The 17,823-nt window shown below is 53.1% G+C and carries 15 protein-coding genes; all 15 read left to right on the top strand.

Features of this window, described 5'->3' with window-relative positions; translation table 11 throughout:
- Nucleotides 1-11: 11 nt before the first annotated feature.
- A complete protein-coding gene (locus LBO03_09590; protein MDR3349826.1) occupies nucleotides 12-1,838 on the top strand; it encodes a type I restriction-modification system subunit M in 1,827 nt (608 codons plus the stop codon).
- Complete coding sequence (locus LBO03_09595; protein MDR3349827.1) at nucleotides 1,838-3,118, top strand: hypothetical protein; 1,281 nt, start codon at nucleotides 1,838-1,840, stop codon at nucleotides 3,116-3,118. Before LBO03_09590 ends, LBO03_09595 begins: the two co-directional genes overlap by 1 nt.
- Entirely contained in the window at nucleotides 3,108-6,062 is a 2,955-nt protein-coding gene (locus LBO03_09600) for a DEAD/DEAH box helicase family protein (GenBank protein ID MDR3349828.1), read from the top strand. The genes LBO03_09595 and LBO03_09600 overlap by 11 nt, the downstream gene beginning before the upstream one ends.
- Nucleotides 6,063-6,842: 780 nt before the next feature.
- Nucleotides 6,843-8,324 carry an ABC-F type ribosomal protection protein gene (gene abc-f, locus LBO03_09605; protein MDR3349829.1) on the top strand — a complete coding sequence of 494 codons (1,482 nt, stop codon included), beginning with the start codon at nucleotides 6,843-6,845 and terminating at the stop codon, nucleotides 8,322-8,324.
- Nucleotides 8,325-8,650: 326 nt separating this feature from the next.
- On the top strand, nucleotides 8,651-8,785 hold the full coding sequence (gene rpmH, locus LBO03_09610; protein MDR3349830.1) for a 50S ribosomal protein L34: 135 nt from the start codon (nucleotides 8,651-8,653) through the stop codon (nucleotides 8,783-8,785).
- A 102-nt stretch (nucleotides 8,786-8,887) separates the two neighbouring features.
- Nucleotides 8,888-9,292: a ribonuclease P protein component gene (rnpA, locus tag LBO03_09615; GenBank protein ID MDR3349831.1), complete on the top strand. Its 405-nt coding sequence runs from the start codon at nucleotides 8,888-8,890 to the stop codon at nucleotides 9,290-9,292.
- Nucleotides 9,277-9,486 (top strand): membrane protein insertion efficiency factor YidD, encoded by a 210-nt coding sequence (gene yidD, locus LBO03_09620; protein ID MDR3349832.1) that lies wholly within the window; start codon nucleotides 9,277-9,279, stop codon nucleotides 9,484-9,486. The genes rnpA and yidD overlap by 16 nt, the downstream gene beginning before the upstream one ends.
- Nucleotides 9,487-9,528: 42 nt before the next feature.
- Nucleotides 9,529-10,221, top strand: a complete 693-nt coding sequence (locus tag LBO03_09625; GenBank protein MDR3349833.1) for a YidC/Oxa1 family membrane protein insertase — start codon at nucleotides 9,529-9,531, stop codon at nucleotides 10,219-10,221.
- Nucleotides 10,222-10,228: 7 nt separating this feature from the next.
- On the top strand, nucleotides 10,229-10,861 hold the full coding sequence (locus LBO03_09630; protein ID MDR3349834.1) for a protein jag: 633 nt from the start codon (nucleotides 10,229-10,231) through the stop codon (nucleotides 10,859-10,861).
- 95 nt (nucleotides 10,862-10,956) lie between these two features.
- Nucleotides 10,957-12,339, top strand: a complete 1,383-nt coding sequence (gene mnmE / locus LBO03_09635) for a tRNA uridine-5-carboxymethylaminomethyl(34) synthesis GTPase MnmE (GenBank protein ID MDR3349835.1) — start codon at nucleotides 10,957-10,959, stop codon at nucleotides 12,337-12,339.
- Nucleotides 12,340-12,348: 9 nt separating this feature from the next.
- Nucleotides 12,349-14,223 carry a tRNA uridine-5-carboxymethylaminomethyl(34) synthesis enzyme MnmG gene (gene mnmG, locus LBO03_09640; GenBank protein MDR3349836.1) on the top strand — a complete coding sequence of 625 codons (1,875 nt, stop codon included), beginning with the start codon at nucleotides 12,349-12,351 and terminating at the stop codon, nucleotides 14,221-14,223.
- Entirely contained in the window at nucleotides 14,216-14,932 is a 717-nt protein-coding gene (gene rsmG / locus LBO03_09645; protein MDR3349837.1) for a 16S rRNA (guanine(527)-N(7))-methyltransferase RsmG, read from the top strand. Before mnmG ends, rsmG begins: the two co-directional genes overlap by 8 nt.
- A gap of 123 nt (nucleotides 14,933-15,055) precedes the next feature.
- Nucleotides 15,056-15,979 (top strand): ParB/RepB/Spo0J family partition protein, encoded by a 924-nt coding sequence (locus LBO03_09650; protein ID MDR3349838.1) that lies wholly within the window; start codon nucleotides 15,056-15,058, stop codon nucleotides 15,977-15,979.
- Between the two features lie 126 nt (nucleotides 15,980-16,105).
- On the top strand, nucleotides 16,106-16,867 hold the full coding sequence (locus LBO03_09655; GenBank protein ID MDR3349839.1) for a ParA family protein: 762 nt from the start codon (nucleotides 16,106-16,108) through the stop codon (nucleotides 16,865-16,867).
- A complete protein-coding gene (locus LBO03_09660) occupies nucleotides 16,860-17,738 on the top strand; it encodes a ParB/RepB/Spo0J family partition protein (protein ID MDR3349840.1) in 879 nt (292 codons plus the stop codon). Before LBO03_09655 ends, LBO03_09660 begins: the two co-directional genes overlap by 8 nt.
- Nucleotides 17,739-17,823 lie beyond the last annotated feature (85 nt).

Here is a 17,823-nt window from a genome sequence, read left to right on the forward strand (position 1 = left end):
GGGATAAACCTATGGACACAGCAACCTACAACTCAATCGTGAGTTTCATTTGGGGCATCGCCGACGACTGTCTCCGTGATGTTTATGTGCGCGGCAAGTACCGCGATGTTATCTTGCCGATGACCGTCATTCGCCGCCTCGATGCTGTGCTTGAAGCGACTAAAGATGACGTACTGAAAATGAAGAAGATGCTCGACGACTCCGGCATTGTCAATCAGACCGAGGCACTCTGCAACGCCGCGAAACAGTCATTTTGCAACGCTTCGCCGTTCAAGCTGAAAGACCTTGCAAACCGCGCCGGCCGGCAGAAACTGAAAGCGGACTTTTTAGTATACCTTAACGGTTTTTCGCCCAATGTTAAGGAGATACTGAAAAAGTTCAAGTTTGCCGTACAGGTGGACACGATGTCCGAAGCCGGCATTCTCGGCGCGGTGATAGAAAAATTCGTGTTGCCGACTGTAAATCTTGGCCCTTACCCTGTGCTTGACGACATCGGCGGCATAAAGATACCCGCGCTTGACAATCACACGATGGGGACGGTGTTCGAGGAGCTTATACGCCGCTTCAACGAGGAAAACAACGAGGAAGCCGGGGAACACTTCACGCCGCGTGACGTGGTGGAGCTTATGGCAGACCTTGTGTTTGTGCCGATTGCCGACAAAATCAAAGACTCGACCTATTCCTGCTACGACGGCGCAAGCGGCACGGGCGGTATGCTCATGGTGTCGCAGGGACGGCTTGCCGACATTGCGCAAAAGAGTGGCAAGAGCGTGTCCATTCACCTGTTCGGGCAGGAGGTAAACCCCGAAACATTCGCAATCACCCGCGCCGATATGCTGCTCAAAGGCGAGGGCGGCGAATCTGGCAACATCGCCTATGGCTCGACGCTTGCGGACGACCGCTTTCCAAGCCGCAGCTTTGACTTTATGCTCTCCAACCCACCTTACGGCAAGAGCTGGAAAACAGACGCGGAAAAAATGGGCGGCAAGAAAGGCATACTTGACACGCGCTTTGTTACGCAGTTCAAGGACGACCCGGAGTTTTCTATGATACCGCGCACAAGCGACGGCCAGCTTATGTTCCTGTTGAACAACATCAGCAAGATGAAGCACGACACCGAGCTTGGCTCGCGCATTGCCGAAGTTCACAACGGCTCAAGCCTGTTTACGGGCGACGCTGGGCAAGGCGAGAGCAACGCTCGCCGCTATATGATTGAAAACGACCTCGTGGAAGCGATTATCGCCCTTCCTGAAAATATGTTCTACAACACCGGAATCGGCACGTTTATTTGGGTGCTGTCTAACCGAAAGACCCCGCAACGGCGCGGCAAACTGCAACTGATTGACGCAACTTCGTTCAAGTCGCCGCTGAAGAAGAATCTCGGCAAGCGCAACTGCGAGCTTACGCCGGACGACCGCAAACGCATACTCGACCTGTTCCTCAATATGACCGAGAACGAGCACAGCCGCGTGTTTGACAACTCCGAGTTTGGCTATTGGAAAGTGACCGTCCTGCAACCGCAGCTTGACGGGAGCGACAAGCCGCTCCGCGATAAGAAAGGCGCTTTTGTCGTCGATAAGGACAAAACCGACACGGAGCAAGTCCCGTTTGCATACCCCGGCGGTGTCGAAGCGTTTATCGAGAACGAAGTGAAGCCCTACGCGCCGCTTGCGTGGATGGACGAGAAGCAGACGAAAATCGGGTATGAAATTAGCTTCACCAAGTATTTCTACAAGCCTGTGGAACTGCGTCCGCTTGCTGAAATCACCGCCGACATTCTCGCGCTTGAACGCGAAACGGCAGGACTGTTGAGTGAGATTTTGGGGGTAGGGGTATAATGTGGTTCGGCATACTGCCCAAGCATTGGGATACAACTCGCCTTGCTAGCGTGTTTACCGAGCGGAACGAAAAGGTTAGCGATGCAGAGTATGCGCCACTATCTGTAACAAAGAATGGCATACTACCGCAACTTGCTCGCGCCGCAAAGACAGACAATGGCGATAACAGAAAACGTGTATGCGTTGGCGACTTCGTGATAAACAGCCGCTCCGACCGCAAAGGCAGTAGCGGCGTCTCTACGTTTGACGGGTCTGTGTCGCTGATAAACATGGCCCTTGTATTGCGCGGCAGTTATGACCTGCAATATCTGCACCACCTATTGAAAAGCCACGACTTTATAGAGGAATATTATCGTATGGGACGCGGCATAGTTGCGGACTTGTGGACTACACGTTTCAGCGAGATGAAAACGATACAACTCCCCCTCCCGCCCCTTGTCGAGCAGAATCAAATCGTGCAATACCTCGACTGGCAGACCTCTCGACTGAACACGCTTATCAACGCCCGCAAGCGGCAGGTTGCGCTCCTGCGCGAGGCGAAGCAAGCGGCGATTAACGAGGCGGTGACACGCAGGGACGAGGGGTGGCAAGATATAAGCCTTGGCAATCTCGGTAACTTCCGTAAAGGATTTGGCGGTTCGCGCACCGATGATGACGAAAACGGTGTGGCATGTATTCGCTACGGTGACATATATCGGACTGGCAAAATGATACTTGTCGAGCCGATAACGAGAATCAAAGATAGCGCAAAGGATTTCTATGCGCGAATTCAACGGTTGGAGTTGCTGTTTGCTTTGTCCGGTGAAACCAAAGAAGAAATCGGGCAAGCATTGGTAAACGACATTGCCGCAGACACTTGGACGAGCGGAGACGCGGCTATATTTACCTGCAACAACAGCATACGGCCTATGTTCTTGACATACGCTTTGCGCTGTCCTTACATTCTGAAACAGCGGGTTTCACGCGCAAAGGGTGACATTATCGTTCACATATCTGTAAGCGCATTGCGGCAATTACGACTGCTTGTACCGCCGATTTCAGAGCAAGAGGAAATTGTGGCGAATCTCAATAAGCAATGTATGGCGTATGACAGCGCAATATCCGCCATTGAGAATGAAAACTCCCTCCTCGCCGAGTACCGCACACGGCTTATCAGCGACGTCGTCACGGGCAAGATTGACGTTCGCGGCGTCGCCGTCCCGGAGTATGAGCGAGTCGAAGCGTTGAACGAGGTTGAAGACGCGGAAGAAGTACAGGAGGATACTGAAAATGCCGACTAACACACAGGAATCGGGACTTGAAAGCCTAATCGTTGACTGGCTCGTAGTGCATAACGGTTTCGAGCAGGGCGTAAGCGCGGACTATAACCGCGAGTACGCCGTTGACGAGTTGCGCATGTTGCGCTTTCTTGAAACGACGCAACCGAAGCAGTACGGGCAACTTGGGCTTGACGGCGCGGGGATGAAACGACTACAATTCCTTGACCGGCTGCGCGGCGAAATCGCCAAGCGCGGCATTGTTGACGTTTTCCGCAACGGGATAAGGATTTACCCCGCCAGCCTTGTGATGTTCTATATGACGCCATCGGAGAAGAACACGAAAGCGGCGGAGCAGTTTGAGCGGAACATATTCAGCGTGACGCGGCAGTTGCGGTATTCGCAGGGCAATACGAAACTCGCGCTTGACCTTTGTCTGTTCATTAACGGCTTGCCTGTTATCACCTGCGAACTCAAAAATCAGCTTACGAAGCAGGACGTTGACGATGCGGTGTACCAGTACAAGACCGACCGCGACCCGAAAGAGCTATTGTTCCAGTTCAAACGCTGTATGGTACACTTCGCCGTTGACGATGCGCGGGTGAAGTTCTGCACACGGCTCTCCGGCAAATCGTCGTGGTTTCTGCCGTTTAACAAGGGCTATAACGATGGCGCGGGCAACCCGCCCAATCCCGACGGCATTATGACCGATTACCTGTGGAAAGACATTTTTACTAAGCGCGAGCTTGCGAACATTATAGAGAATTACGCGCAAGTGGTTTCTGAGAAGAACGAGGACACAGGCAGGACAAGCGAAAAGCAGATATTCCCGCGCTATCACCAGCTTGCCGTAGTCAAGGCGTTGCTTTCCGATGTCCGCAAAAACGGCGTAGGTCAGCGGTATCTGATACAGCACAGCGCGGGTAGCGGAAAGTCCAACTCCATAGCGTGGCTCGCGCATCAGTTTGTCGGGCTTGAGGTCAGCGGCGCGAATGTTGTTGACTCCGTGATTGTCGTCACCGACCGCGTGAACCTCGACAAGCAAATCCGCGACACAATCAAGCAGTTTATGCAGGTGTCGAATACCGTGGCGTGGGCGGAACACTCCGGCGATCTCCGCGCCGCTATCACGGGCGGAAAGAAGATTATCATTACGACCGTTCACAAGTTCCCGCTAATCCTCAACTACATAGGCTCGGAGCATAAGCGCCGCAAGTTTGCGATTATCATTGACGAGGCGCACAGCAGTCAAAGCGGCAGCATGTCCACTAAGATGAACCTCGCGCTCGGCGGCTGCTATGACCCGAACGACGATGTGGAGGACAAGATTAACAAGCTCGTTGAGGGGCGTAAAATGCTAACAAACGCGAGCTACTTTGCGTTCACCGCCACGCCGAAGAACAAGACTTTGGAGATGTTCGGCGTTCCTGTGCAGCAGGGCGACGGCACGGTTCACCATAAGCCGTTCCACAACTACTCGATGAAACAAGCCATTCAGGAGGGCTTTATACTCGACGTCCTGCGCTCCTTCACTCCGATTCAGAGCTATTACAAACTCACTAAGACCATTAGCGAAGACCCTAAGTTTGACAAGAAAAAGGCGCAGAAGAAGCTGCGCAAGTTTGTTGAGAGCAACGACTACGCTATCAATCAGAAAGCCGACATAATGGTGGAACACTTCCATGAACACGTCGCGCAGAAGATTGGGGGCAAAGCCCGCGCTATGATTGTGACGGCGGGGATTGAACGCGCCATTGACTATTTCCACGCCGTCAATCGTTGTCTTGAAGCACGAAAAAGCCCGTACAAGGCGATAGTCGCGTTCAGCGGCGATAAGGAATATGGTGGCGTAACCATAAACGAAGCCGCGCTTAACGGCTTTCCGAGTAACGCCATACCCGGCAAGTTCAAGGAAGGACCATACCGTTTCTTGATTGTCGCGGATAAGTTCCAAACAGGCTATGACGAACCGCTTTTGCACACGATGTATGTTGATAAAATTCTAAGTGACATTAAAGCGGTGCAAACCCTTTCTCGGTTGAACCGCGCAATGCAGGGCAAGTTAGATACCTTTGTGCTTGACTTTGCCAATGACCCTGACGACATACAAGAGTCATTCTCGCGCTATTACCGCACAACGATGCTTTCAGGCGAGACCGACCCGAACAAGCTATATGACCTCATAGCGGTTATGGAAGCTCACCAAGTTTACACAAAGTATCACATTGACACATTCGTTGACCTGTACCTAAACGGCGCGGAGCGCGACAAACTCGACCCGATACTTGATGTATGCACGAACCTATACAAACGGCTTGACGAGAACGCGCAAGTTGAGTTCAAGTCGTCGGCTAAGGCGTTTGTCCGCACCTATGGTTTCTTGGGCGCAATACTGCCGCATGGCAATGCCGAATGGGAGAAACTATCTATATTCCTCAACCTGCTTCTGCCTAAGTTGCCGTCGCCCATTGAGGAAGACCTTTCGCAAGGCATAATAAACGCTATTGACCTCGACAGCTATCGCGCCGTAGCCAAAGAACAGATGGCGATTCAGCTTGAAGACGCCGATGCAACCGTTGAACCTGTTCCGACCGGAAAGGTTGCGGGAAAGGGTGAGCCGGAGCTTGACTTGTTATCGACCATTCTCTCCAATTTCAATGACCTATTCGGCAACATTGACTGGAAAGACGCCGACAATATCAGGCGGCAAATCGCAGAGATTCCGGGTATGGTTGCGAAAGACCAAACCTATCAGAACGCAATGAAAAACGCCGACAAGCAGGAAGCCCGCACCGAGAGCGACCGCGTCCTGCAAAGAGTGGTTATGAGCATAATGTCCGACAATATGGAGCTTTTCAAGCAATTCAACGACAATCCGCCATTCCGCAAGTGGTTACAGGATATGGTGTTCTCTATGACTTACGACAGCAATTCTGATAGAATGAAACCTGCGGAAATGAGAGATTAGCTCCCTCTTCCCCGCAGGTTTCGTCAGAGTATAAAAATCCGTTTGCGCGGGGCATTCGTGTGCTCTGAACACGGCCACCTCGCGCAAAGCCTTGATTTTACTGCGCTTCTTTCGTTTTTCTCACTTCGGCGATTATTAGACTTCCTGCGCAACTTAAAATATGATGTACTAATTATAGGAGATACGAAGAAACAGTCAAACTATCCAATCGGAATTTTCGGCTTCTAACAGGGGCAAAGCGTACGATATTTGCGCAAATAGCGGAGACCCTAACGATTGCAGAAGCGGAAAAGCGGACACAAAAGCAAGCGGCCAATGCTCTCTGCGATTGAAACGGGGGATTGCGAAATTTATTTTTGGCGATATTAGCTTGATCGCCCTGGCAAACGAGCGAATTGCGGCAAATCGCCGAAAACGAAGAAATTGTTCACGCTCCCGTGGCAACGCTTATTGACCCAAAGGATGTTTAGTGCTAGTTTGCAAACACGCCCTGATTTGTCCAATTTGACAGCAAGCAAAAATTCTGCTAACGTATAGACATAACAAAGATTGGAGTTGATAGAGGGTGCGCGGCATTTCTTGCTGATAATTAAAGCATGACGAAATTATGAAGATAGAGTTTTCATCTGTTTTGTCGTGCCTGCGCAAGAAAGTCGCATGCTCTTTTCGCTCAAATATTGTGCCTTGCCTTGCCCTTATGGGTTGGGCTCGCTGTGTTTTATGGGCTGCAAGAACTGGCTTTCTTGCAGCTTTCATAATTTTACGGGGAGGGACAAGGCCATGTCGCTTATAAGCGTGTCAAATTTAACCTTTGCCTACGCGGGCAGTTATGACAACATCTTTGAAAACGTAAACTTTCGGATAGAAACCGACTGGAAATTGGGCTTTATTGGAAGAAACGGCAGGGGCAAGACTACATTCCTTAACTTGCTGCTTGACAAATATGAGTATGCCGGCAACATTTCCGCAAGTGTCAGTTTTGCGTATTTTCCGTATGATGTGCCGGACAAGCAAATAAACACAATCGATGCCATAAATAGCATTGGCCATGATTGTTTGGACTGGGAGCTTAGGCGCGAGCTTTCGCTGCTTGAAGTTTCGGACGATATTTTAAACCGGCGTTTTAACGCTTTATCTGCCGGCGAACAGACAAAAGTATTGCTTGCCGTGCTTTTTCTCAAAGAAAACAGTTTTTTGCTTATTGACGAGCCGACCAATCATCTTGACATGGCGGGCAGGGCCATTGTAAGCGCTTATTTGAAATCAAAGAAAGGTTTTATTTTGGTCTCGCATGACAGGGCTTTTCTTGACAACTGTGTTGACCATATCCTGTCCATCAACAAAACGAATATCGAAATACAGCGGGGCAATTTTTCTTCGTGGCTTCTCAACAAGGAGTGCCAGGACAGCCAGGAAACCGCTGAAAACGAACGGTTGAAAAAAGACATCAAAAAACTGAATGAAGCCGCAAAACGTACAGCTGCATGGTCTTGCCTGGCCGAAAAAACGAAACACGGCACACGCAATTCAGGGTTGCGCCCCGACAGAGGCTTCATCGGGCACAAGTCCGCCAAAATGATGAAGCGATCCAAAGCGATTGCAGCACGGCAGCAGTCCGCAATTGACGATAAATCAGGGTTATGTAAAAATATTGAGAGCGCGGACAACTTAAAAATAACGCAAATGCGCTACCATACAAGCCGTTTGATTGCTCTTGAAGGCGTTTCTGTTTTCTACGGCGAAAAAACGGCTTGCCAAAACGTCAGTTTTTCGATCGAACAAGGCGACAGAGTTGCCTTGTCCGGCAAAAACGGGTCGGGCAAATCAAGCGTCATAAAACTCATTTGCGGCGAGAACATGCAATATACCGGAGTTTTTCACAAAGGCAGCCGGTTGGCCGTTTCCTATGTTTCTCAGGACACTTCCTTTTTATCGGGAAGCCTGTCCGGTTACGCTTTAAGATGCGGCATTGACGAGAGCCTTTTCAAAGCCATTTTGCGCAAGCTCAATTTTTCGAAGGTACAATTTGAAAAGGATATGCGTGATTTCAGCGGCGGACAGAAGAAAAAGGTGCTGATTGCCCAAAGCCTATGCGAAAAAGCCCATTTGCATGTTTGGGATGAACCCCTCAATTTCATTGATGTCATATCACGTATGCAGATTGAAAATTTACTGATAGAAAATGCTCCCACTATTTTGTTTGTGGAGCATGATAGCGTTTTCTGCGATAATATAGCGACAAAGAAAATCATGCTGAGTTAAACTAAAGAAATAGCCAAACCAGGCCGCAATGCGCTTTGCGGTTTAATTATGCAGAATGGGTCTTTAAAAACAAATTCCGCAATGCCATGCCAAAATGAAACAATACGGGCAGCGCTTCTCGCGGTTATCGTTGTTTTGGTTAGGCGAATTGTCTTTGACAAGGCCTAACTGGAAAATGTGCGATGCTTAGACTTGCCATTTACAACGCGTACGGCGAAAATGCAAAATTCTTGACAGGCTTGGTTATCTAACATATAATTTCTATAGCTATCTGCAAAAATGATGGCCGTTGACAAACGGCGGATATGGCGGGAGGATTTTGCGCGATGAAAAGGACTTACCAGCCAAACAATCTTTGGCGCAAACGGACGCACGGCTTTCGTGAACGAATGAAAACCATCGGCGGGCGCGCTGTTTTAAAGCGGCGCCGCGCGCGCGGCCGGAAAAGGCTGTCGGCGTAAAGCGCGGCGTTTTCGCGCGTGGCGCGCCGCTTGGCGGAATTTGCCGCGCGGCTGGGGCAACAGATCGCTTTTGGCCGGGCGGTTAGACGGGGAAAATATTAAATGGCTGAAAACGGCGGGCGGCTAAGCTATAAATTCGGGCGTTCTTTGCGGCTGCGCAAAAAGAAAGATTTCCAGAAAGTTTACGAAAAAGGCAGGTCTTTCGGCGATTATGCCGGAATTTTGCGCGTATTGCCTTTGCGCGGGTCGCAGGAAAAAAGATTCGGCGTGGCGGCGGGCAAAAAGCTTGGCAATGCCGTGCGGCGCAACCGAATGAAAAGAATGATGCGGGAAGTTTGCCGGCATTTTCAGCATGAAGTGAAAGAAGGCGCCGCTTTCATCTGGATCGCCCGCCGGCCTTTGCTGAAGGCCGGGCGGGAGGCGTTTGAAAGGACATTTTTGAATTTAGCGGAAAAGGCGCGCATTTTAGTAAAAAAAGAACGCGGGGAAGAATGCGAAAAGCACTGATTTTACTCATTCGTTTTTACCAATTGTGCATATCGCCGTTTTTGGGTGCCAATTGCCGTTTTTATCCGACTTGTTCCGCTTACGCTGTAACGGCCATAGAAAAATATGGCGCGGGCAAAGGCAGTTTTTTGGCCATCAAGCGGATACTGCGCTGCCATCCTTTTCATAAAGGCGGCTACGACCCAGTTGTTTGAAAGATCGGATGGCCGGGACAAAATAGGGGTGATGTTATAAAAATGGCAGGCATAGCGGATTTATTTATAGAGTTTATCCAAAAAATGATTGAGTTTTGTTACCAGGCCGGCGCGGCCGCCGGTTTCGCCAATTATGGGTTTGCCATTATTTTATTCACTCTCATAATCAAATTGGCAATGTATCCCCTGACAAGAAAACAGATACAATCCACGAAAGCCATGCAGGAAATACAGCCGCAGATGAAGGCCCTGCAGGAAAGATATAAAAACGACAAACAAAGGCTTCAGGAAGAGACCTTGAAACTATACAAAGAAACCGGCTTTAATCCTCTGGCCGGCTGTTTGCCGCTGGTGGCGCAGATGCCTGTCCTGATGGGCATTTTTTTCGCTTTGAAAGGATTTGACTACGGCGGCAGCCCGCCGTCTTTTTTATGGATGCCCAGCTTGGCGGAGCCTGATCCCTACTATATAATGCCTGTGCTGTCCGGGCTGACCACTTTAGCGCAGTCCTACTATACCATGCCCGACACGTCTTCCGGCCAGAACCGGATGATGCTTTATTTTATGCCGCTTTTTATCGGCTATATTAGTTTGCAGTTTGCCGCCGGGCTGGTCCTTTACTGGGTAACAACCAATATTTTGCAGGTCGCGCAGCAATTTTGGCACGCGCGCGGAGACAGACGGGAGGCGGCGGCAAAAACCGGACAGAAATCCACCAGCAAAAGGAGGCCTTAATTAAAAAATGCCCAACGTAGTCGAGAAAACCGGAAAATCTTTGGAAGAGGCGCTTAAAGCCGCTTTGGACGAAATTGGCGTGGAAAAAGACAAAGTAGAATACGAAGTAGTGGAAGAAAAAGAAAAAAAAGGTTTGTTCGGCTTGTTTGGCACAAAGCAGGTTACCGTCCGCGTATCGGTACGCGCGGTCGCCCCGGCGGACGCGGCGAAAGAATTTTTGGCCGGCATTTTTGAAAAAATGGCGATGGAAGTTTTGATCGAAAAGTTTGCGGGCGAAGATGACACGGTGAATTTAGAAATATACGGTTCGGACATGGGCCTTTTGATCGGCAAACACGGACAGACGCTGGAAGCGTTGCAGTACCTGGCCAATCTGGTTGCCAACAAAGGGCGTGAAACTTGGGTAAAAATCCTGTTGGACATTGAAAACTACCGTAAACGGCGGGAAGAAACCCTAAGCAAATTGGCCCTGCGACTGGCGGACAAAGTCAAGCGCGGCGGCGAGCGCGTAGCGCTTGAGCCGATGAATTCGCACGAGCGCAAGATAATCCATATGGCGCTGCAGGACGACCGGCGGATCACTACATACAGCGAAGGCGAAGGCCATTACCGGCACGTGGTGATAATTCCCAAGAAATAACCTAAGCGGCCGCCCTTGCGCCAAAGGGCGGCCGCTTAGGTTTTGGCGCGCCCGGCGCGCGGTTTTGCCAAAAAAGTTTCTTTGCGGGAGGAAATATGTCCCCTGACACGATAAGCGCCATTTGCACAGCCGCCGGCGAAGGCGCGGTCGGCATTGTGCGGATAAGCGGCCCGGGCAGCGCGCCGATCGCCGGCAAAATATTCAAAGCCAAAAGCGCTCTTTCGCTTGAGGCGGCGGACAGCCATAAAATGCTTTACGGGCACGTTTGCGATCAAGGCGATATAATTGACGAAGCCTTTTGCGTCTACATGCGCGCCCCCCGTTCCTATACGGCGGAAGATGTCGTGGAGATTCATTGCCACGGCGGGCGGGCGGCCTTAGGGAAAGTCTTGGCGCTGACCCGCGCGCACGGGGCGCGCATGGCCGAGCCGGGGGAATTTACCCAAAGGGCTTTTTTGAACGGGCGCATAGATTTGGCCCAGGCGGAGGCCGTAATGTCCATAATCCGCGCTGGCAGCGCGTCGGCTTTGCGGCAGGCGGTTTATCAGCAGGAGGGGATGTTGTCCGCCGAAATAAAAGCTATGCGCGCCAAGCTGAAAGACCTGCTGGCGCGGGCGCGGGCGGCGCTTGACTACCCGGAAGAAGATTTGCGTCCGCCGTCCGCCGCCGAAGAGCTCGCCCTGCTTACGGAACTTAAAGATCAGGCGGACCGGCTGCTGAATACCGCCCCGGCCGGCCGGATAATCAAAGACGGCTTGCGGGCGGTGATCGCCGGCCGGCCAAATGTGGGAAAATCCAGCCTGCTCAATAGCCTGGCCGGGTATGAGGCCGCCATCGTCACGGAAGTGGCGGGTACGACTAGGGACAGCATAGAGCAGGAGCTGATTTTGGGGGACATGCCGCTGATTCTTGTCGATACGGCGGGAGTGAGGGAAACGGCCGACAAAGTGGAGAAAATCGGCATAGAAAAAAGCCTGGAAAAAATGGGGCGGGCTGACCTGATTTTGTTTGTTTTGGACGGATCGGAACCTTTGACGGCGGACGATCGGTTTTTGTTGGCCAATTTCCCGGGCAAACCCTGCCTTGTTTTGATCAACAAAAGCGATCTGCCGGCAAGGGCGTCGCGCGCCGAAGTAAAAGCTCTCGCAAGCTGTGCGGGGGATGACATTATCAACATATCCGTGAAAGATAAAAGCGGCTGGCCGATTTTGCAAGAGCGCCTGCGGCAAAAGGCCGGCGGCGCGGGCGCTCTTTTGACGGAAGGGGCCTGTGTGCAGGAACAGAGGCACGCCGAACTTCTGGCAAAAGCGGCGGCCAGCCTTGGCGACGCAAAAGCGGCGGCGCGCGCGGATTTGCCGCTGGACTGCCTCTTGATCGACTGTGAAAACGCTTTTTGCGAATTGGGGAAAATTACAGGCGAGACGGCCAGCGATGAAATACTGCGGGAAATATTTTCCCGGTTTTGTTTGGGCAAATAGGAGGGCTACGTGGCCGATAATTATGACGTCGTTGTCATCGGCGGCGGGCCCGCCGGCTGCGAGGCGGCGCTGGCCAGCGCCCGGCTGGGCGCGAAAACGCTGATGGCGACAATCAGCATGGACAATATTGGGTTTATGCCTTGCAACCCTTCCATCGGCGGCCCGGCCAAAGGGCATTTGGTGCGCGAAGTGGACGCTTTGGGCGGGCAAATGGGGATAATTGCCGACCAAGCCGCCATACAGACGCGCGTTTTGAACAAAGGCAAAGGGCCCGCCGTCCAAGCGCTGCGCATACAGGCCGATAAAGCTCTCTATCAGCGCCTGATGAAACAAGCCGTGGAAGCACAGGAAAACCTTGACGTAAAACAACTGATGATTGATGAAATCCTGCTTGAAAACGGCGCGGCGGCAGGCGTGCGGGACGAAGCGGGAGAAATTTTCGCCGCCGGCGCGGTCGTCGTCGCCACCGGCACCTATCTGCGCAGCCGGATCATTTACGGCGCGGTAAACTACGCCGGCGGGCCCAATGGCATGCGTTCCGCCCGTCGGCTGTCCGTTTGTTTTAACAAACTCGGCCTGAAAACCATGCGCTTTAAAAGCGGCACCCCGGCGCGGGTGGACAAAAAATCCCTGGACTTTGGCCGGATGCAAATACAGCCGGGAGACGAAGAGCTGCGCGCCTTTTCCTTTTTGACGGATCCTTTGCCGCGGGAACAGGTTTCCTGCTGGCTTACCTATACCAACGAACAGACGCACCGGGTGATAAAAGACAACCTCAGCCGCGCGGCCATGTTTAACGGCCAGGTGGAGGGGATAGGCCCGCGCTACTGCCCGTCGATCGAGACGAAAATCGTCCGTTTCGCGGATAAAAGCCGGCACCAACTTTTTGTTGAACCGGAAGGGACGGCGACCGACGAAATGTACGTACAGGGCATGTCAACCTCTTTGCCGGCGGATGTGCAGGTGGCTTTCCTGCGCACAATACCCGGCCTGGAAAAAGTGAAAATGATGCGGGCAGGTTACGCGATTGATTACGACTGCCTTGACCCGCTGCAACTTAATCCTTCTTTGGAACATAAAGAAATCGCCGGATTGTTTTCCGCCGGCCAGTCCAATGGCACCAGCGGCTACGAAGAAGCCGCCGCCCAGGGGATCGTTGCGGGAATAAACGCCGCGCGCAAGATACGCGGGCAGCCGCCGTTTCTCCTTTCCCGGGCGGACGCCTACATCGGCGTATTGATTGACGACTTGGTAACCAAAGGGACGGACGAACCTTATCGCATGATGACATCAAGGGCGGAGTACCGGCTTTTGCTGCAACACGACAACGCCGATTTGCGCCTTACGGAAAAAGGGCGGCGGCTTGGACTGGTAGACGGCCTGCGCTATGAAAGGTTTCGCGCCAAACATTCAGCGGTTGAGCGGGCGCTGGCGCAACTGAGCCTGAGCCGGATAACGCCGGCGGCAGAAAACAGCCGCTTTCTGCGACTTCTCGGCAGCGCGGATATAAACAGCGGGCTGAGCCTGGCACAGCTTTTGAAGCGTCCGGAGATACGTTACCGGGACATAAAGGATTTTTTCCATTTGGAAGACTTGACGGCCGAACAAGCGGAACAAGTGGAAACACGCATAAAATACGCCGACTACATTCAAAAGCAAAAAGCGCAGGTAGAAAAAAACGGACGGCTGGAAGGCAGAAAATTGCCGCCAGACATGGATTATCACGCCATAAAGGAAATAGCCGTGGAAGCGCGGGAAAAACTTGCCAGGATAAAACCCGCGTCCGTCGGACAGGCCGCGCGCGTACCGGGCGTTTCGCCGGCGGACATAAACATGCTCCTGATCTGGCTGAAAGCCAATCGGAATGGGGACGGCATTGTTTAAGAAAATCGTGGAAGCGGCGGCGGCGCAAAGCGGGATAGCCTTGGACGCCGGGCAGTTGGCGCAATTTTCCCTGTATTTGGAGCTGCTCGCGCAAGCCAACGAAAAGATGAACCTGACCGCGATTTCCGGCCCGGAGGAAATTGCCGTCAAACATTTTATCGACTCGCTGACAGTATACGATGCCAAATACTTCCCGGCCGGCGCGCTGGTCTGCGACGTTGGCACCGGCGCCGGGTTTCCCGGCCTGCCGTTGAAAATCTTCCGGCCGGATCTCAAAGTGGCGCTTTTGGACGCCACCGCCAAAAAACTGGCCTTTTTGGACAGGCTGATAGCGGCTCTGCAATTGACCGGCGTCGGCACCTGCCATATCCGGGCGGAAGACGCCGGCCGCTCCCCGCGCTGGCGGGAACGCTATGATGTAGTTACGGCGCGCGCGGTCGCCCCCTTTAAAGTGCTTTGCGAGTATTGCCTGCCCTTGGTAAAAGTCGGCGGCGTGTTTGCCGCCATGCGGGCGCGGCGGGCGCGGGAAGAAAGCGCGGAAGCGGAAAACGCGGCCATGCTGCTGGGCGGGCGGACGGAAAACATAAAAGAAGCGCGTCTGCCCGGCCGTCCGGACGTGCGGGCGATAATCTACCTGCGCAAAATAAAGCCGACACCGCCGCTTTATCCGCGCAAAGCCGGACGAATGGGCAAAGGCCCGCCGCTGTGACGGCGGTTCCGGCGGCGGGGGAATCTATAATTTCTTTCCCGGAGAATGGCGGCCAAAGTGAAAAATATGTTATAATTGACAAACAAAGAAAGGAACGGATCAGCAACTTATCGGGGGTGCTTTATGGAAATCCAGGACACGGTCAGGCTGGCGGAAGCGGATCAAACGGGCAGGGCGGTTGTCAATGTGCCGATCGGCAATATTATTCCCAATCCTTTCCAGCCCCGCCGGTTTTTCGATGCCGACGCGTTGCAGGAGTTGGCCGAATCAATAAAGGAATACGGCATATTGCAGCCGCTGTTGGTCGTGCCGCTGGAAGGGGAACAATATCTTTTAATTGCCGGCGAGCGGCGCTTGCGCGCCGCCTATGTGGCGGGAATAGGATCCATACCCGTTCTGCTGGGCAATTATAGCAGCCAGGAAGTCGCCGAAATCGCCATGATTGAAAACCTGCAGCGCGAAGATTTGCACTTTCTGGACGAAGCCAGCGGCTACGAGCTTTTAATGCGCGAATTTGACATAACTCAGGAAGAATTGGCGAAGAGGGTAGGAAAGAACCAATCCACCATCGCCAACAAACTGCGGATACTGAAATTGAGCAAAGCGGTGCTGGATGGCCTGCGCGCCGCCTCCCTGACCGAGCGCCACGCCAGGGCCCTTTTGAAGCTGCCGGAAGAAAGCCAGCAATTGTCGGTGCTGCAAGCCGCGGCGGACAATGAATTGAACGTGCGGCAGACAGAAGAATTGGTGGAGCGCCTGCTCGTATATGCCGCGGAAGGGACGGTGTCCGCCCCGGAACAGCTGGGCGGGAAAAGAACCAGAATTATCCGCGACGTGCGCATTTTTGTCAACAGCATCAAAAAAGTCGTCGACGATATTAAAAAAATCGGCATAAACGTCAAATTAGACAAACAAGAAACCGACAAGGAACTGATTCTTACAATGAAAGTGCCTTTGAGCCCGCCGCCCTCTAAAACGAAGCGCCGGGCGGAGGGGAAGGGCGGCTGCCCTGTCCGGGCCGATTTTGGCCCTGCGGCCGGCGGGTAGCTTGCGGGTGATTGCCGAAAGCGGACATCTATCTTTCGACTGGTTTTACAAGAACGCGCAAAAAAATCCGGCAACGGCCGTCCGGAACCGGCTGGGGGAAAACGCGTTCGCACAGGGGATGAAATTATGGGCAAAAGCATAGCGATAGCCAATCAAAAAGGCGGCGTCGGCAAGACCACCACGGCGATCAATCTTTGCGCCTGCTTGGCGGATTTTGGCCGCCGTACGCTTTTGGTGGACGCGGACCCGCAGGGCAACGCGACCAGCGGGCTGGGGATTGACAAGGACAAAGCGCCGCTTTGCGTGTACGACGGCTTAATCAACTGGGCGGCGGCGGTCGGCATCATTCAGCCGGCGCCGGAGGCCGGGCTTGATGTCATGCCCAGTGCCATCCGGCTGGCAGGCGCGGAATTGGAACTGGCCGCCGCGCCGGAGCGCGAGTTCCGCCTGAAAAAACTGCTTTGGCCGGTCAAAGACAACTATGACTATATCGTCATAGACTGCCCACCCTCCCTAGGGCTTTTGGCCGTAAACGCGCTGACGGCGGCCGATTCGGTGCTTATTCCTATACAGTGCGAATTTTACGCGCTGGAAGGGGTCGCCCAATTCATGAACACCGTAAACTTGATCCGGGAGGCATTTAATCCGTCCCTCCAATTAGAAGGCATAATCATGACCATGTACGATGGCCGCACCAATCTTTCCGCGCAAGTGGAGGACGAAGTGCGGCGGCATTTCGGCGCGAAAGTTTATCAAACCATTATTCCCCGCAACGTACGGTTGAGCGAGGCCCCCAGTTTTGGCCGGTCCGTCCTGCAATATGACCGCAAATCAAGAGGCGCGGAAGAATACATGAGTTTTGCCCGGGAGGTTTTGGGGAATGAATGACAACAAGCAGAACAGGCTGGGAAAAGGGCTGGACGCGCTTTTGCCCGCATCCTCCTCTTCCGCGCCCACGCTTTTGGAAACGGGAAAGCTTAGGCCCAACCCGCGGCAGCCGCGCAAGAATTTCGACTCGGAAAAAATGCGGGAGCTGGCAAGCTCCATCCGGCAGCACGGAATCATTCAGCCGCTCATCGTCCGGCCGGTGGGCGACGGCTATGAAATAGTCGCGGGCGAACGGCGCTGGCGGGCGGCGCGCGAACTGGCGCTGGAAACAGTGCCGGCGCTTGTCCGGAATTATACGGACGCGCAAATCATGCAAATCGCTTTGATCGAAAACATTCAAAGGCATGACCTCAACCCCATTGAAGAAGCGGAAGCGTTCAAGCAACTTATCGAGGCCGGCCTTACCCAAGAAGAAATAGCGCAAAAAATAGGCCGCAGCCGTCCGGCGGTGGCCAACACCCTGCGCCTGCTTAACCTGCCGGAAAAGGTGCGGGAATTTGTTTCACGTGGAACTATGAACATGGGGCAAGCCCGTCCGCTTTTGGCCTTGTCGGATCGAAAACAACAGGCCGCCGCCGCTGAAAAGATCGTAGCTGACGGAATGAGCGCGCGCGCGGCGGAAAGTTACATAAACAAATTGACGCAGACGGCGGAGAGGGCAACGCAGCCCCCGCCTGCGGACATACATACGGCAGAGATAGAAGATCGGCTCGCTTTGGCTTTGGGGACGCAGGTGCGCGTCAAAAGGCAAGGCGGCAAGGGAAAGATTTTGATTGATTTTTATTCCGACCAGGATCTGGAACGGTTGCTGGAAATATTTTCACGGCCGCAGCCGCCGGCCGTTGTCGGCAAAGGCGGGTTTGCGGTATAGGCTGTTGGGCGGGAAGCTGATCCTAAGTTGGATGGCCGGCAACGAAAGCGTTGAAAGCTCATAGTTCGGTATTTGCGTAAAAGCG

The organism is Acidaminococcales bacterium (assembly GCA_031290885.1).
In the GTDB taxonomy this organism is placed as follows: Bacteria; Bacillota; Negativicutes; order Acidaminococcales; family JAISLQ01; genus JAISLQ01.

What these genes read in the sequence shown, in the direction of transcription:
- rnpA (MDR3349831.1), top strand. Translation starts at nt 8,888, where the DNA reads ATGGCTGAAAACGGCGGGCGGCTAAGCTATAAATTCGGGCGTTCTTTG.
- LBO03_09660 (MDR3349840.1), top strand. Translation starts at nt 16,860, where the DNA reads ATGAATGACAACAAGCAGAACAGGCTGGGAAAAGGGCTGGACGCGCTT.
- abc-f (MDR3349829.1), top strand. Translation starts at nt 6,843, where the DNA reads ATGTCGCTTATAAGCGTGTCAAATTTAACCTTTGCCTACGCGGGCAGT.
- LBO03_09630 (MDR3349834.1), top strand. Translation starts at nt 10,229, where the DNA reads ATGCCCAACGTAGTCGAGAAAACCGGAAAATCTTTGGAAGAGGCGCTT.
- LBO03_09600 (MDR3349828.1), top strand. Translation starts at nt 3,108, where the DNA reads ATGCCGACTAACACACAGGAATCGGGACTTGAAAGCCTAATCGTTGAC.
- rpmH (MDR3349830.1), top strand. Translation starts at nt 8,651, where the DNA reads ATGAAAAGGACTTACCAGCCAAACAATCTTTGGCGCAAACGGACGCAC.
- LBO03_09595 (MDR3349827.1), top strand. Translation starts at nt 1,838, where the DNA reads ATGTGGTTCGGCATACTGCCCAAGCATTGGGATACAACTCGCCTTGCT.
- LBO03_09590 (MDR3349826.1), top strand. Translation starts at nt 12, where the DNA reads ATGGACACAGCAACCTACAACTCAATCGTGAGTTTCATTTGGGGCATC.
- yidD (MDR3349832.1), top strand. Translation starts at nt 9,277, where the DNA reads ATGCGAAAAGCACTGATTTTACTCATTCGTTTTTACCAATTGTGCATA.
- LBO03_09650 (MDR3349838.1), top strand. Translation starts at nt 15,056, where the DNA reads ATGGAAATCCAGGACACGGTCAGGCTGGCGGAAGCGGATCAAACGGGC.
- LBO03_09655 (MDR3349839.1), top strand. Translation starts at nt 16,106, where the DNA reads ATGGGCAAAAGCATAGCGATAGCCAATCAAAAAGGCGGCGTCGGCAAG.
- mnmE (MDR3349835.1), top strand. Translation starts at nt 10,957, where the DNA reads ATGTCCCCTGACACGATAAGCGCCATTTGCACAGCCGCCGGCGAAGGC.
- LBO03_09625 (MDR3349833.1), top strand. Translation starts at nt 9,529, where the DNA reads ATGGCAGGCATAGCGGATTTATTTATAGAGTTTATCCAAAAAATGATT.